The organism is Luteimonas sp. A649, assembly GCF_054072735.1.
Genome location: NZ_JBSVRQ010000001.1, coordinates 176575 through 190951 on the forward strand (window position 1 = coordinate 176575; position 14377 = coordinate 190951).

Here is a 14377-nt window from a genome sequence, read left to right on the forward strand (position 1 = left end):
ATGCGAGGCCGGCCCGGCGCACCAAGGTGCGCTGCCGCATGGTCAGAGGATCGAGAGCGACTTCTCCTTCCGCTCGGCCAGGCGCTTTTCCAGGTAATGGATGTTGCGCCCGCCTTCCTCGAAGCCGCCGTCGGCCAGGATCCGCTGCTGCAGCGGGATATTGGTCCGGATGCCGTCGATCACCATCTCGCTCAGGGCCACCCGCATGCGGCAGATCGCCTGTTCACGATCGGCCCCGTGCACGATCAGCTTGCCGATCATCGAGTCGTAGTTGGAAGGCACCTGGTAGCCCTCGTAGACATGGCTGTCCACGCGCACACCCGGCCCGCCGGGGGCGTGGAAGTGCCTGATCAGGCCCGGGGAGGGCAGGAAGCTGTCCGGATCCTCGGCGTTGATGCGGCATTCGATGGCGTGGCCGCGCATCACCACGTCCTCCTGCCGGATCGACAGCGGGCGCCCGGCGGCGATCATCAGCTGCTCGCGGATCAGGTCGATGCCGGTGACCATCTCGGTGACCGGGTGCTCGACCTGGATGCGCGTATTCATCTCGATGAAGTAGAAGCGCCCGTCTTCGAACAGGAATTCGAAGGTGCCGGCGCCGCGGTAGCCAATGCGCAGGCAGGCCTCCACGCACACGCGCCCGATCTCCTCGCGCATCTGCTCGGTGATGCCCGGCGCCGGCGCTTCCTCGACGACCTTCTGGTGGCGGCGCTGCATCGAGCAATCGCGCTCACCGAGGTGGATGGCGTTGCCCTGGCCGTCGGCCAGCACCTGGATCTCCACGTGGCGCGGGTTCTCCAGGAACTTCTCCATGTAGACCATGTCGTTGCCGAAGGCGGCCTTGGCCTCCTGCTTCGTGGTCATGACCGCGGCCGGCAGTGCCGCTTCGGTGTGCACCACGCGCATGCCGCGGCCGCCGCCGCCGCCGGCGGCCTTCACGATCACCGGATAGCCGATCTCGCGCGCGATGCGGATGTTCTCCGCCGGCTCGTCGCCCAGCGGACCGCCGCTGCCGGGCACGCAGGGCACGCCCGCCGCCTTCATCGCCCTGATCGCCTCGACCTTGTCGCCCATCAGGCGGATGGTGTCGGCCTTGGGCCCGATGAAGACGAAGCCCGACTGCTCCACGCGCTCGGCGAAGTCGGCGTTCTCGGCCAGGAAGCCGTAGCCGGGGTGGATCGCCTGCGCGTCGGTGACCTCGGCGGCGGCGATGATGCTGGCCATGTCGAGGTAGCTCTGGGGCGATGGTGCCGGTCCGATGCAGACCGATTCGTCGGCCATGGCCACGTGCTTGAGGTTGCGGTCGACGGTGGAGTGCACCGCGACCGTGCGGATGCCGAGCGCATGGCAGGCGCGCAGGATGCGCAGCGCGATCTCGCCGCGGTTGGCGATGACGACCTTGTCGAGCATCGTCGCCGCCTCAGCCGATCACGAACAGCGGCTGGTCGAATTCGACCGGCTGCCCGCTCTCGGCGATGATCGCGAGCACGGTGCCGCCGACATCGGCCTCGATCGGGTTGAACATCTTCATCGCCTCGACGATGGCCAGCGTGTCGCCGGCGTTGACGCTCTGGCCCACGGTCACGAACGACGGCTTGTCCGGCGCCGGCGAGGCATAGAAGGTGCCCACCATCGGCGAACGCACGACGTGGCCTTCGGGTAGCGCGGGACCGGTGGGTTCGGCCGGGCGGCCACCGGTGGCTGCCTGCACGGGCGAATGCATCGGCATGACCTGGCCCTGGTGCGGGTCGACGGCCACGTACTGCGGCGGGGGCGACGCATGGCCGGCGCGCGGCGTGCGCGCCAGGCGCACCGATTCCTCGCCTTCCTTGATCTCGATCTCGGCGAGGTTGGATTCCTCGAGCAGGTCGATGAGCTTCTTGATTTTTCTCAGGTCCATGCGGGCCTCTACGGGTGGGGCCGGGCGCGGGCGCCGGCGGAGGAAAGGGTCAGGATGCCGGCGCCAGGCGGACCAGGGCGGCATCCAGGGCAAGGGAATAGCTGGCCGCGCCGAAGCCACAGACCACGCCCACCGCCAGGTCGCTGAAGAAGCTCTGGCGGCGGAAGGGTTCGCGGGCGTGCGGGTTGGACAGGTGCACTTCGATGAACGGGATCGCGACGGCGGCCAGCGCGTCGCGCAGCGCCACCGAGGTGTGGGTGAAGGCGGCGGGGTTGAGCAGGATGAAGCGGGTGCCGTCGCCGGCGGCGGCCTGGACGCGATCGACCAGGACGTGCTCGGCGTTCGACTGCAGGCTCTCGAACCCCAGGCCCGCCGACTCGACGCGCGTGCGCAGGCCGGCGTCGATCGCGGCCAGCGTGTCGCGGCCGTAGACCTCCGGCTCGCGGGTGCCGAGCAGGTTGAGATTGGGGCCGTGGAGGACGAGGAGCCTGTGCATTCGTGGCGCGGAATCGCCTTCGCGAAAACGGCGGCCAGTCTGCGTCAAGCGGCCGATCGTGTCCAGATCGCCGAAGTTTTGCGAATTAGGCCTGTTTTAAGCGGCCGTTTGAATCAGCCGCCCGGCAGCGCCCAGTCGTCGAGTTCACCGTCGACGAAGGGCCCGATGCGCTGCTTCAGCAGGCGACCATCGGCCGACAGCAGCACCGTGTACGGCAGCACGCCGCGCAGGTTGCCGAGCTGCACGCCGGCGTCGCGCGGCCCCGCGGCGTCGATCAGGATCGGGTAGCGCACCGGGATGCGCTGCAGGAACTCCTCCACCGCGGCCTGGTCGTCAAGCGCGATACCGATCACCTGCACACCGTTGCCACCCTGTTCGGCGGCGAAGCGGTCGAGTTCCGGCATTTCCTCGATGCACGGCCCGCACCAGCTGGCCCAGAGGTTGACCAGCAGCGGCCGGCCGCTGAATTCGGCGGGCAGGGTACGCGGGGCGCCGAAAAGGTCGGGCAGGGTGATGGCCGGCACCTGCTCGCCGCGTTTCGCCACGAGCAGGCCTTCGGGGGGCGGCGGCGCGACGGCATCCATGGCCTGCTGCACCGCGCGCTGCCCGAGTCCGGTGCGCAGCAGCGGGCCGGGGCCGTTCACGGCCAGGCCCGCGACCACGCCGAGGATCCCCGCGGCCAGCGCCACCAGCAGGATGCTGCGCGTGCGCATCAGCGCGCCGCCCGTTCCAGCGCCGCGATCGCGGTGCCGCGGTCGAGCACGGCCGGCAGGATTTCGCCCTCGCCGCCGTCGGCCGGGTAGACCACGTACAGCGGCACGCCGACGGCGCGATGCCGTTCAAGGAAGGCGCTGATCTCGGGATCGACGTTGGTCCAGTCGCCCACCATGTACGTGGTCCCGGTGCGGCGCAGGGCATCGCGGAACGCGTCGCTGGACAGGGTGCTGCGTTCGTTGGCCTTGCAGGTCACGCACCAGTCGGCCGTCATGTTGACGAACACCGGGGTGCCGGCGTCGCGCAGCGTGCGCAGGCCTTCGGTGGAATAGGGGACGCTGCCGTCAGCGACCGTCGCTGCGGCGAGCGCGGGCGCCGGCAGGCGACCCACCAGCCAGGCCGAGGACAGCGCGACCAGCAGCAGGGCGATCGCCGGCAGCCGCCGCAGCCAGCCGCCGTGCAGGCGCGCGCGCTCCAGCCACCACAGCGCCAAGGCCATCACCGCCACGCCGACGGCCACCAAAGCCATGGCATCGACGCCGCGCTGGCGGCCCAACACCCAGGCCAGCCAGATCGCGGTGAGGTACATCGGGAAGGCCAGCACCTGCTTGAGCGTTTCCATCCAGGCGCCGGGCCGCGGCAGGCGGTCGGCCAGCGCAGGTACGAAGCCGATCAGCAGGAACGGCAGCGCCAGGCCCAGGCCCAGCGCCAGGAACACCAGCAGTGCCGCGGCGGGCGATGCGGTAAAGGCAAAGGCCAGGGCGCCGCCCATGAAGGGTGCGATGCAGGGACTGGCGACCACGCAGGCCAGCACGCCGGTGAAGAAGTCGCCGACCGGACCGGTGCGCGTGGCCAGGCCGTGCCCCAGGTTGGCGCTGCCGCCGACGCTGAACACCCCCGACAGGCTCAAACCCACGGCGGCCATCAGCAGCACCAGCGCCGCCACGAAGCCGGGCTGCTGCAGCTGGAAGCCCCAGCCCATCGCCAGGCCCGCCGCGCGCAGCGCGAGTACCGCCAGGCCGATGAGCGCGAACGCCACGAGCACGCCGGCGGTGTACCAGAGCGCATGGCGGCGGGCGGATGCGCGACTGGCGCCGCCCTGGGCCAGGCCCAGCACCTTCAGCGACAGGATCGGCAGCACGCAGGGCATCACGTTGAGCAACAGGCCGCCCGCGAGTGCCAGCAGCAGTGCCAGCGCCAGTCCGATGCGGGGCACGGCGGGGGGCGTGCTGCGCGCGGCGTTGTCCGCGGTGGCGGTGGCGCCGTCCGTGCCGTCCGCGAACGTGCCGGCTGCCGGGATTTCCGTGTCGCCGTTCGCCGCGGCGTCGGCCTGCGCTGCGTTGGTGTCGCCGGCCCCTGCGTCGACGGGGGTGCCTGCATCCGCGGCGTCGGTTCCGGTGCCTGCGTCGGGGTCGGCAGCGGCTGCCGTCGCCACCGTGCCCGCAGGCAGCGATACGCGCACGCGCCGGGTCATCGGCGGATAGCAGATGCCGTCGTCCTGGCAGCCCTGGAAGGTCGCGGTGAGCGTGGCCTCGCGCGGGCCGGCATGGCTGCGAAGCAGGGGCAGCGGGACGTCGACCTGGTCGAAATAGACCACGACGTTGCCGAAGTAGCCGTCGTTGTGGGGCACGCCGCGCGGCCAGCGTGGGGCGCCGGCGCGGATGTCCTCGGCCTCGAGCGTGAAGCTGCTGCGGTCGCGGTAGAGGTAGTAGCCCGGTGCCGGGGTGAAGCGCATCAGGATCGTGTCGCCGTCGCCGGCGATGGCCTCGAAGGCGAACGCCTGCTCCTCGGGCAGCGGCAGGGTGTCGCTCGCCCCCGGCAGGGACAGCGGTCCGCTGCCCGCGCTGCCGGAGCCCAGGGCCTGGCCCAGTGCGGCGAAGCCGGCGTCGGGCTTGCCGGCTGCGGCTGCGGCCACGACGGGCAGGGCGACGGCCACGGTGCGGGTCTGCGGTGGATAGCAGATGCCGATGTCCGCGCAGCCCTGGTAGCGGATCTTGAGCTCCGTGCGCGCTGCCGCCGCGGTGCCCGGCAATACACCGCTCACGCGGCCACGATAGGTCTCGACCTCGCCAAAGAATTCGTCCGTGTGCCGCGTTCCGGCCGGGAGCTGGAGCCCTGCGGGATCGGCGCGGAATCCGGCATCCAGCGACTCGGCGCCCATGCGGTGGCGATACAGGTAGTAGCCGTCGGCGATCGTCCAGCTGAGCTGGATGCCGTCGGGGCCGGCTTCGGCGCGCAGCACGAAGGCCTCGTCGACCGGCAGCAGGTCCTCGAGGTCGACCGCGGCATGGGCCGTCCCTGCACACGCCGCGAACAGCGCAAGCGCTGCCAGGGCCGCGCGTGCGCGCTGCCAGAGCTGCGAGGATGCGATCACTTTGCGGGTGCCTGCTTGGGACAACTGCGGTGGCAGATCAGCACGGGGCGTGTTCGTTCATGGGCGCGGACCGGGCCGTCTAGGGTATCCCAAGGGGCTTGCCGAAGTTCGCCGAATGGGTCCTCGCGCACGGAACCTTGATGGGCCTCAGGGCAGGCTGGACCGTGCGACGGGCGCCACCGGCGCCCGCGCGTTGCCTAAGGAGAGACAACCATGGTGAAGATTCTTGCCGGAGTGGCCGGCGCGACCTTGTTGCTGGCGAGCATGCAGGCCGATGCATTGGATGTGCTGAGCACCCAGGGCACCGGTGCCGCGGGAAATTGCCAGGCTGCACTACCCGCGTACGAGGGCGTGATCCGCAAGCGCCCGCTTGCGCTGGCGAACGAGGGCGACACGGCCGCTTTCGTGACCTGTGCGCTCACCACCGAGGAAGTTTCACTGAACGTGCAGAGCTTCCGCACCGATGTGCGCAACCTTTCGAACGTTCCCGTCACGATCAGCTGCACCGCGGTGATCGGGGAGGACGCCGGTTCCGCGGACTACGTGGTGAAGTCGATCAACCTCGCGCCGCTGGCGTCGGGGACCCTGAGTTGGACCGGGCTTGATGCGGGTGGGCTCGTGCTCGCCGATTCGGTGGCCCTGAGCTGCAACCTGCCTCCGCTCACCGCGCTCAATCGCAACCGCATCACGACCCTGCTCTCGCTCATCTGAGCCGGCAAAACAAGAAGGGGCGCCGATTTCCCGGCGCCCCTTTTTTACGCGTGGTGCCTTTGGCTCAACGCATGCGCAGCGTGGTGCGCGGCTTGGTGCCGACCACGGGCGCGGCCGGTGCCGGCGCCACCACCTGCGGCCGCGGGTCGCGCAGCCTCGGGTTGCGCGGCTCCGGGTTCGGGTTCGACGGGGTACCCAGCTCACAGGTGGCCGGAGTGGTCGAATTGAACAGCGCCGCCGTGGCCCATTCGGGGTGGTCGATGAACGGGTTGCGGTTGCCCTGGTAGGCGAACACCACCTCGTTGCGGGCACGCTCGGCGTCATCCGGCGGATCGGCCAGGTGCCACTCGACGAGGGTGGACAGCAGGCCCATGTAGGCCGGCGCGTTGAGCGAGCTGGTGCCGACGATCAGGCTGCGGTTGTCGGTGAGTTCGAGGTTGGGCTCGGACTGGCCGCTGGTCGGATGCTGGCCGCCCTCGTAGCGGATTGCCATGTACATCACCGCGCGCGCCATGTCGCCCTTGCGTGCGCCCCAGACCTGGAACGAGCCCTGGTTGCCGTTGTTTCCCTGGACCCAGTTCGAGTTGCCCGGGTAGGTGCCGCTGCCGCCGCCGCGGCCGTTGTTGAACTCCGTCGCGCGCTCCGCACAGCCGCTGCTGCAGTCCGCGAACGGCATGTTGCCGCGGTTGCTGTTGTAGACCTCGTCGCTCAGGTAGAGCATGTGGGTGTCGGTGTACGGCGCGTTGGGCAGGCCGCCGACGGAGTTGGAGGGGAAGCCCAGCGAATTCGGCCAGGTGTGCTCGCGGTTGTACTTGTTGCTGCCGCCGCTGCCGGCGCGGTCCTGTCCCTTGGTGTAGCTGCGGTTGCGGTAGACGTCGAGGATCTTGGCTGGATCGTTCGGGTCCTCGTCGGCGATCTCGAGGATCGTCCAGGTGTTGGTGCCGCTGCCGCTGTAGGGGTAGGCGACGTGGCCACGGATGGTCTCGTGCAGCGAGCAGCGCAGCTGGCCCGGGCTGGAGTCGTTGACCAGTCCGTAGTACTCGCCGCTGCCGGTGCCACGGTCGGCGCGCTTGACGAGGAAGTCGACGGTGGCGCCGGACTCGGGTGCGGTCTCGTCGAGGTCGACGATCAGGCCGGCGTCGATGTGCAGCGCGCAGGCCTGGCCGGGGACCAGCGGGGTCGCGGGCGTCAGCGTGAAGGTGGTGGCCTGCGCGACGTGGTCGAGCCTCGGAGAGCGGCGACGGGCCAGGCCTTCGCAGGCCAGGGTGAAGGCACCCGGCTGGGCGATGACGGGCTCGCTGAAGGTGACCGTCAGGTCGGCGGCGTAGGGGAAGTTGCTGGAGTCCTGCGTCGGGAAGGTTTCGACCACGCGCGGAGCGGCGTTGCCGGGTTCGCCGAAGGTCTGGTTGTTGTTGCAGGTACCGAAGGTCGCGGTGGCCGATTCGGCCCAGGCGAAGTCGGCGGAGACGTTGCCTGCGCCACCCAGCTGCAGCGACAGGCCCACCGGCGTGTCGTTGGCCTGGGAGACGATGATGTCGGTGCTGGTCACGCCGGCAGCGGGGCCGTTGGCCGCGGTCATCGTGCCTTCGTAGCTCAGGAACTGGACCACGCCGCCTTGCGGGTCGATCAGCGCGATGCCGTCCGGGGAGCCGTTCTGCAATCCGTCCTGCGGATAGTTGACGACCGCGAAGCGCACCTGGCCGCCGCACGTCGCGAGGTTGCCCTCTGGCAGGGTGTCGGTCCGGTAGGTCTGGTTGTTGCTGCCGTTGTATAGAACGAGCTGGTAGCCGGCGAGGTTTTCGCCTGCGCTTCCCACCACCTCGATCGCCTCGCCGACGTCGGCGCCGAGGTTGTCGTAGTGGATCTCGTTGATGAACACCTCGGCCTGGGCCGGGAACGCGGCGGCGAATGCCAGGGCGATGGCGCAGCCCAGCCTGGAACTTTCAAGACGCATGGATCTCTCCCCGTTGTGGACCCGGCAATCTAACCGCCATTTGTGACGCTTGCCAGACAGAAGGCGCACACAGTATTCCGCCCGTCTGCACGCTGATGCGACACGTCGCCCTTATCCTCTGCGTGGCGCGCTTCTTTCCCAATTCATCCAGGTGTTCCCCCCATGCACGTTTCATTCCTCCCCGCCGCCCTGCGCGCGGGGCTCGCCTGTTCGATGTTGCTGTTGTCCGCTGCGTTCCCCGCAGCGGCAGCCACCGACATCGAACTCGCCGCGGGCGTCTCCACCACCACCGACCGCGAGTTCACCCGCGCGGCCTCGGTGGCCTGGCTGCCCGAGCTGCGGCAGCTGGACAATGCCGTGCTCCGCGCCGAAGTGGGCGCGGTCTACATCGACGGTCGGGGCGAGGTGCGCGGCCGTGACCTTGCAGACGACGTCTGGGTCGGCTTCGTCGGCCTGCGCTACGAGCGCACCGACAACGGCCTGACGCTGGGCGCCGCGATCGGCGCGCAGTCCGGCGAAACCGACGCGGTTTCCGGCGACCCGCAGTTCGTCACCACCGCCGGCTGGCGCTGGGACCGCTTCTCCCTGATGCTCCGCCACATCTCGAACGCCAGCCTGCACAGCCCCAACAACGGCGAGACCGGCCTGGTGGCGGCCTGGCGCTTCTGAGTCCGCCTTGCGCGGGGGGCCTTGAACCCCGGCTGGACCACCCCATCTAACAGGCATCCCGGCTTTGCCGGGTTTTCGCGGCGCGCGTTCTGGCACTCGGCTGGCCCGACTGCCAGAATACGCGACCGATTTGCTCCTTAGACGTAACAAATCAATCACTTGTGAGGATTGCATGAACCTGAAGCCGCTCTATGACCGCGTGGTCGTCAAGCCGATCGAAGCCGATGAAGTCTCCGCCGGCGGCATCCTGATCCCCGACAACGCCAAGGAAAAGCCGACCAGGGGCGAAGTGATCGCCGTGGGCGAGGGCAAGGCGCTGGACAACGGCAGCCTGCGCGCGCCGAAGGTGAAGGTTGGCGACAAGGTGATCTACGGCCAGTACTCCGGCTCGGCGTACAAGCACGAAGGCACCGAATACAAGATCGTGCGCGAAGACGACATCCTCGCCATCGTCGGCTGAGCGCGCTCGCGCATCGCAACTCCATTCCCTGATCCAATTTCGAGGTAACTGCAATGTCCGCGAAGGAAATCCGCTTCGGCGAAGACGCGCGCGCCAAGATGGTGCGTGGCGTCAATGTGCTCGCCAACGCCGTCAAGGCGACGCTTGGCCCCAAGGGTCGTAATGTCGTGCTCGACAAGAGCTACGGCTCGCCCACGATCACCAAGGACGGCGTGTCCGTCGCCAAGGAGATCGAGCTGGCCGACAAGTTCGAGAACATGGGCGCGCAGATGGTGAAGGAAGTCGCCTCGCGCACCTCCGACAACGCCGGTGACGGCACCACCACCGCCACCGTGCTCGCCCAGGCCTTCATCCACGAGGGCATGAAGGCGGTCGCCGCCGGCATGAACCCGATGGACCTCAAGCGCGGCATCGACCAGGCCGTGATCGCCGCCGTGGCCGAGCTGAAGAAGATCAGCAAGCCGTCGTCGACGTCGAAGGAAATTGCCCAGGTCGGCACCATCTCGGCCAACTCCGACGCCAACATCGGCGACCTCATCGCCCAGGCGATGGACAAGGTCGGCAAGGAAGGCGTGATCACCGTTGAAGAGGGCTCGGGCCTGGACAACGAGCTCGACGTGGTCGAAGGCATGCAGTTCGACCGCGGCTACCTGTCGCCGTACTTCATCAACAACCAGCAGTCGATGTCGGCCGAGCTGGATGATCCCTTCATCCTGCTGCACGACAAGAAGATCTCGAACGTCCGCGACCTGCTGCCCGTGCTGGAAGGCGTGGCCAAGTCGGGCAAGCCGCTGCTGATCGTCGCCGAGGAAGTCGAGGGCGAGGCCCTGGCCACGCTGGTCGTCAACACCATCCGCGGCATCGTCAAGGTCGTGGCCGTCAAGGCGCCGGGCTTCGGCGACCGTCGCAAGGCGATGCTGGAAGACATGGCCATCCTCACCGGTGGCACCGTGATCTCCGAGGAAGTCGGCCTCTCGCTCGAGAAGGCGACCATCAACGACCTCGGCCGCGCCAAGAAGATCCAGGTCTCGAAGGAGAACACCACGATCATCGACGGCGCCGGCGAGAGCACCGACATCGAAGGCCGCATCAAGCAGATCAAGGCGCAGATCGAGGAGACCTCCTCGGACTACGACAAGGAAAAGCTGCAGGAGCGCGTGGCCAAGCTGGCCGGCGGCGTTGCGGTGATCAAGGTCGGTGCCTCGACCGAGATCGAAATGAAGGAAAAGAAGGCCCGCGTCGAAGACGCCCTGCACGCCACGCGCGCAGCCGTCGAAGAGGGCGTGGTCCCGGGTGGCGGCGTCGCGCTGCTGCGCGCCAAGACCGCCGTCGAAGGCCTGAAGGGCGCCAACGAAGACCAGAACCACGGCATCGTGATCGCCCTGCGCGCCATGGAAGCGCCGCTGCGCGAGATCGTGGCCAACGCGGGTGAAGAGCCGTCGGTCATCGTCAACAAGGTCAAGGACGGCAAGGGCAACTACGGCTACAACGCCGCCAACGGCGAGTTCGGCGACATGGTCGAGTTCGGCATCCTCGACCCGACCAAGGTCACCCGCACCGCGCTGCAGAACGCGGCCTCGATCGCCGGTCTGATGATCACGACCGAAGCGATGGTGGCCGAGCTGCCGAAGAAGGACGAGCCCGCCATGGGCGGCGGCGGTGGCATGGGCGACATGGGCGGCATGGGCTTCTGATCCGCCTGTCTCGCACGAGACTGCAACACTGGAAGGCCCGCCTCGCGCGGGCCTTCTTCTTTTTGGTCAGGGAAGGGCGAGGCAGCTGGTTTCGTTCGGCTGCGCGAGGCAATGCGACAGCGGCGGCGTGGTGGCGTGTTCCCCGAGCTCGGCGGTCAGCGAAGCCACTGCGTCCGCTTGGCCGCGCTGATGGGCGAGCAGTACGGACAGCATCCAGGGCCGCATCCAGTAGCGATCACCGGCCTCTGGCGGCCTGGTCTTGCGGACTTCGGTCGCAAGGGCCGCGGCTTCATCCAATCTGCCGAGGGCGCGGTGCAGCTCCGCGCGGGCCTGGGCATGCTGCAGCTGCGAGACGTCACCTTCGGCGGTGGGACAGGCGGCCAGCGTGGATTCCGCGCCGCGGAGATTGCCTAGACGCAGCTCGATCGCCGCCTGCGTGCCGCAGGTCGCGTATCCCATGGGTGATTGGCGGTAGTCGTGCTGCCCGACGATCTCCCAGCTGCGCTGCACGTCTTCCAGCGCACCCTGGTAGTCCCCCGTGACGGCGCGGGAATACGCCCCGAACAGGAAGCAGGCCTGCACGTGCAGGTCGCTGAGCTGGAGCTGCCTGGCAATGTCGTTGGCGATCGCGAAATGCTCCACGGCTTCCGCATAGCGTCCGCGCCACTGGAGATGGGCGGCCAGCTGGCAGTGCACGCGGGCCCTTCCCGAGTGCGGCTTCGTGTACGCGCGATCCGCGATCGCGGCCGCCTCGAATGCGACCTGCTCCGCGCGCACATGGTCGCCCGCCCGGCCCAGGTCCGGGACCATGTCCGACAGCGTGGTCGCGTAATGGCCGCTTTCGGGACCGTCGATGCGTCGCGACAGGCGAATCTGTTCTTCGGCCACTTCGAGCACCCGCCGCGTGTCCTCCGGATCGGTGACGCCGAGCGTGACCCCCAGGCCATCGAGTGCGGTGATGTGCAGCACGGTGTCCTGCAGGCCATGCGACGGCAGGGCAGCGAGGACTTCTTCGAACAGGATCTTCGCGGCCTGCGGGTCGCTGGCGAACAGGGTCATGCCCAGGCTGACCTTGGCAGCAAGCAGCGTTTCGGGGTCGCCGTGTTCTGCGAGCGCACGTTCCCCGAGCGCCATGGCTGCACGGGAATGGAGCAGCGCGGCGTCGACTTCACCGCGCACGCGCGCCACCTGGGCCAGTTCGCCCTCGATGTCGGCGCGTTCCCGGTAGGCTTCGGGCGCGGTGGCGGCGAACAGTGCGCGTGCCTGCTCCAGGTCCGCACGGGCGTCGTCGTGCTCGCTCAGCGCCAGGCGCGCCCGGCCGGTGAGCATCAGGATGTCGGCGGCGGCCAGCGGGTCGGTGCTTAGCACGTCGGCCCGTGCGCGGCGCGCGCCTTCGTCCAGCAGCTCCAGCGCATCCGGCACGCCGCCCGCTGCCGGCTCGGTGGACTCGAACACACGCTGCAGGAAGTCGCGCACGCGCGTTGCCCGCTGCGCCTGGATCCTGGCGTTCTCCGCTTCCCGCTGCGTTTCCCGGGCCTGCCACAGCGTGGCCCCGATGCCGCCGGCCAGGCTGGCCGCCAGCAACACCGCCGCCGCCACGCCCACCCGGTTGCGCCCCACGAACTTCCGCGCGCGATAGCCCAGGCCCGGTTTCTGCGCCATCACCGGCCGCCCGTCGAGCCAACGACGCAGGTCGTCGGCCAGGGCCTCCGCCGTGGCGTAGCGCTGCTCCGGCTCCTCGGCGAGCGCCTTGAGCAGCACCCGGTCCAGGTCGGTCTTCAGCGGCAGGTAGTGGCGGTGGTAGGCATCGTCGGTCGCGCGCACCAGCAGCGAGGGGCGCGTCGTATCGGCGCCTCCGGTCGTTCCCTGCGGCGTCCGGCCGGTCAGCAGCCGGTGCAGCAGGGCACCCAGGCCGTAGATGTCGATGGCGGTGCTGGGCGGATCGCCGCGCAGCTGTTCCGGGGCGGCGTAACCGGGCGTCAGCGCGCGCCACATCGTGTGCGTGCGCTCGCTCTCCACATCGGTGAACTGGCCGATGCCGAAATCGAGCAGCCGCACCTGGCCGTCCGCATCCACCAGCACGTTGGAAGGCTTGAGGTCGCGATGGATCACGAGGTTGCGATGCGCATACGCCACCGCGCCGCAAACCTGCAGGTGGAGCCGCACGATCGCCCGCGCATCCAGCGCCTTCGCGTCGCACCAGTGATCGATGCGTTCGCCGTCGACCAGCGGCATCGCCAGCCAGAACGTGCCGTCTTCGGCCACCCCGGAATCGACCAGTGCGGTGACGTTGGGGTGGTTCAGGCGCGCCAGGATCTCGGCCTCGCGCCGGAAGCGCTCGCGCCCGATCGCGCCGAGCGCGCCCAGGGTCAGGATCTTGACCGCGGCCTGCTGGCGCGCCACGCCCTGCTCACGCCAGGCGCGGTAGACCACGGCCATGCCGCCGCGGCCGAGTTCGCTGTCCAGCGTCCAGTCGCCGAGCTGGCAGCCCGCGAGGTTGCTGCCGTCGGGAGCCAGTGCCGCGCGCGGGCGCTCGTGGGCGGCAATGAGCTGCTCGAGCCGGCGTCGCACGGGCGGCGTCAGGTCCTGCGCCGCCAGCCAGTCGTCGCGTCCCGATGCGGGCAGGTCCAGCCAGCGGTCGAAGGCGATGTCGGCCGCCTGCCACTGGGCGAGCTGTTCATGGTCCATCCGCGTCCCCGTCCAGCATCGCGAGCAGGAAGGCGCGCGCGCGCTCCCACTCACGCTGGGCCGTGCGCTCGGAGATCTCCAGCAGCTCGGCGACCTCCTTGAACTCCAGGCCCGCGAAGTAGCGCAGCTCGACCACCTGGCGGCGCTGCGGGCTGATTTCTCCCAGCGCGTCGAGGCCTTCGTGCAGGGCAAGCACGCCGGTATCGGCGCTGCCCGCGGGCGCGGCCGGGGACAGGTCTTCGTCGAGTTCGATGTGGATGGCGCCGCCCCCCCGCTTCTGCGACAGGTGCCTGCGCGCCTCTTCCACCATGATCCAGCGCAGCGCCTGCGCCGCGGCCGCGAAGAAATGGCGGCGGTCGACCAGGCTCAGCTGTTCCGACGCGGTCACGCGCAGGAACAGTTCGTGGACCAGCACGGTGGGCGTCATGGTGGCGTCCCGCCCGCGCAGCCGCGAGCGCGCCATGCGCATGAGTTCGGGATACAGCGCCTTGAATACTTCGCCCATGAGTTCGGGCTCGCCACTCCGGGCACGCACCAGCAGCTGGGTGATTTCCTTTTCGGCCACGCGACTCCCCTCCCGGAGACGTGTGAAGCGGGCGACGGTAGCAGGGGCCGTCGCCTGGTCGCAATCGGAGCGTCCCCGGGGTGAGGGGCCGTCATGCGGGGCCGGTCCGGGCGGTGCGACAATCCGCGTCCTGCCCGAATCCCCGGAACCCG

11 protein-coding genes and 1 pseudogene are annotated in these 14377 nt (G+C 69.3%); 4 read left to right on the forward strand and 8 right to left on the reverse strand.

Going from position 1 to position 14377, the window contains the following annotated elements; all coding sequences use genetic code 11:
• Nucleotides 1-42: 42 nt before the first annotated feature.
• The 5 genes from accC to ACW5E8_RS00865 form a co-directional block, all read right to left on the reverse strand.
• Nucleotides 43-1410, reverse strand: a complete 1368-nt coding sequence (accC, locus tag ACW5E8_RS00845) for an acetyl-CoA carboxylase biotin carboxylase subunit (protein ID WP_456963619.1) — start codon at nucleotides 1408-1410, stop codon at nucleotides 43-45.
• A 10-nt stretch (nucleotides 1411-1420) separates the two neighbouring features.
• Nucleotides 1421-1900: an acetyl-CoA carboxylase biotin carboxyl carrier protein gene (gene accB, locus ACW5E8_RS00850; RefSeq protein ID WP_456963620.1), complete on the reverse strand. Its 480-nt coding sequence runs from the start codon at nucleotides 1898-1900 to the stop codon at nucleotides 1421-1423.
• 49 nt (nucleotides 1901-1949) lie between these two features.
• On the reverse strand, nucleotides 1950-2396 hold the full coding sequence (gene aroQ / locus ACW5E8_RS00855; RefSeq protein ID WP_456963621.1) for a type II 3-dehydroquinate dehydratase: 447 nt from the start codon (nucleotides 2394-2396) through the stop codon (nucleotides 1950-1952).
• A gap of 113 nt (nucleotides 2397-2509) precedes the next feature.
• On the reverse strand, nucleotides 2510-3109 hold the full coding sequence (locus ACW5E8_RS00860) for a TlpA family protein disulfide reductase (protein ID WP_456963622.1): 600 nt from the start codon (nucleotides 3107-3109) through the stop codon (nucleotides 2510-2512).
• Nucleotides 3109-5481 carry a protein-disulfide reductase DsbD family protein gene (locus ACW5E8_RS00865; protein WP_456965198.1) on the reverse strand — a complete coding sequence of 791 codons (2373 nt, stop codon included), beginning with the start codon at nucleotides 5479-5481 and terminating at the stop codon, nucleotides 3109-3111. The genes ACW5E8_RS00860 and ACW5E8_RS00865 overlap by 1 nt, the downstream gene beginning before the upstream one ends.
• A 219-nt stretch (nucleotides 5482-5700) precedes the next feature.
• On the opposite strand from ACW5E8_RS00865, the gene ACW5E8_RS00870 reads away from it, so the two are divergent.
• Nucleotides 5701-6195: a hypothetical protein gene (locus ACW5E8_RS00870; RefSeq protein ID WP_456963623.1), complete on the forward strand. Its 495-nt coding sequence runs from the start codon at nucleotides 5701-5703 to the stop codon at nucleotides 6193-6195.
• Nucleotides 6196-6385: 190 nt separating this feature from the next.
• On the opposite strand, the pseudogene ACW5E8_RS00875 reads toward ACW5E8_RS00870, so the two are convergent.
• Nucleotides 6386-8149, reverse strand: a pseudogene (locus ACW5E8_RS00875) (endonuclease); the annotation flags it as partial.
• Nucleotides 8150-8311: 162 nt separating this feature from the next.
• Here ACW5E8_RS00875 and ACW5E8_RS00880 point away from each other — a divergent pair.
• The 3 genes from ACW5E8_RS00880 to groL all read left to right on the forward strand — a co-directional run bounded on the left by ACW5E8_RS00880 (nucleotide 8312) and on the right by groL (nucleotide 10972).
• Nucleotides 8312-8818, forward strand: a complete 507-nt coding sequence (locus ACW5E8_RS00880) for a hypothetical protein (RefSeq protein ID WP_456963624.1) — start codon at nucleotides 8312-8314, stop codon at nucleotides 8816-8818.
• 172 nt (nucleotides 8819-8990) lie between these two features.
• Entirely contained in the window at nucleotides 8991-9278 is a 288-nt protein-coding gene (locus tag ACW5E8_RS00885) for a co-chaperone GroES (protein WP_132986752.1), read from the forward strand.
• A 53-nt stretch (nucleotides 9279-9331) separates the two neighbouring features.
• The gene (gene groL, locus ACW5E8_RS00890; protein WP_456963625.1) at nucleotides 9332-10972 is read left to right on the forward strand and encodes a chaperonin GroEL; all 1641 of its coding nucleotides are present in this window, start codon (nucleotides 9332-9334) and stop codon (nucleotides 10970-10972) included.
• A 66-nt stretch (nucleotides 10973-11038) separates the two neighbouring features.
• On the opposite strand, the gene ACW5E8_RS00895 is transcribed toward groL, so the two are convergent.
• Nucleotides 11039-13660, reverse strand: a complete 2622-nt coding sequence (locus ACW5E8_RS00895; protein WP_456963626.1) for a protein kinase domain-containing protein — start codon at nucleotides 13658-13660, stop codon at nucleotides 11039-11041.
• On the reverse strand, nucleotides 13650-14225 hold the full coding sequence (locus tag ACW5E8_RS00900) for an ECF-type sigma factor (protein WP_456963627.1): 576 nt from the start codon (nucleotides 14223-14225) through the stop codon (nucleotides 13650-13652). The genes ACW5E8_RS00895 and ACW5E8_RS00900 overlap by 11 nt, the downstream gene beginning before the upstream one ends.
• Nucleotides 14226-14377: the final 152 nt, after the last annotated feature.

Excerpts from the sequence above, each read along its gene's own strand:
- ACW5E8_RS00885 (WP_132986752.1), top strand. The coding sequence starts at position 8,991 with ATGAACCTGAAGCCGCTCTATGACCGCGTGGTCGTCAAGCCGATCGAA.
- groL (WP_456963625.1), top strand. The coding sequence starts at position 9,332 with ATGTCCGCGAAGGAAATCCGCTTCGGCGAAGACGCGCGCGCCAAGATG.
- accC (WP_456963619.1), bottom strand. The coding sequence starts at position 1,410 with ATGCTCGACAAGGTCGTCATCGCCAACCGCGGCGAGATCGCGCTGCGC.
- ACW5E8_RS00880 (WP_456963624.1), top strand. The coding sequence starts at position 8,312 with ATGCACGTTTCATTCCTCCCCGCCGCCCTGCGCGCGGGGCTCGCCTGT.
- ACW5E8_RS00860 (WP_456963622.1), bottom strand. The coding sequence starts at position 3,109 with ATGCGCACGCGCAGCATCCTGCTGGTGGCGCTGGCCGCGGGGATCCTC.
- ACW5E8_RS00895 (WP_456963626.1), bottom strand. The coding sequence starts at position 13,660 with ATGGACCATGAACAGCTCGCCCAGTGGCAGGCGGCCGACATCGCCTTC.
- accB (WP_456963620.1), bottom strand. The coding sequence starts at position 1,900 with ATGGACCTGAGAAAAATCAAGAAGCTCATCGACCTGCTCGAGGAATCC.
- aroQ (WP_456963621.1), bottom strand. The coding sequence starts at position 2,396 with ATGCACAGGCTCCTCGTCCTCCACGGCCCCAATCTCAACCTGCTCGGC.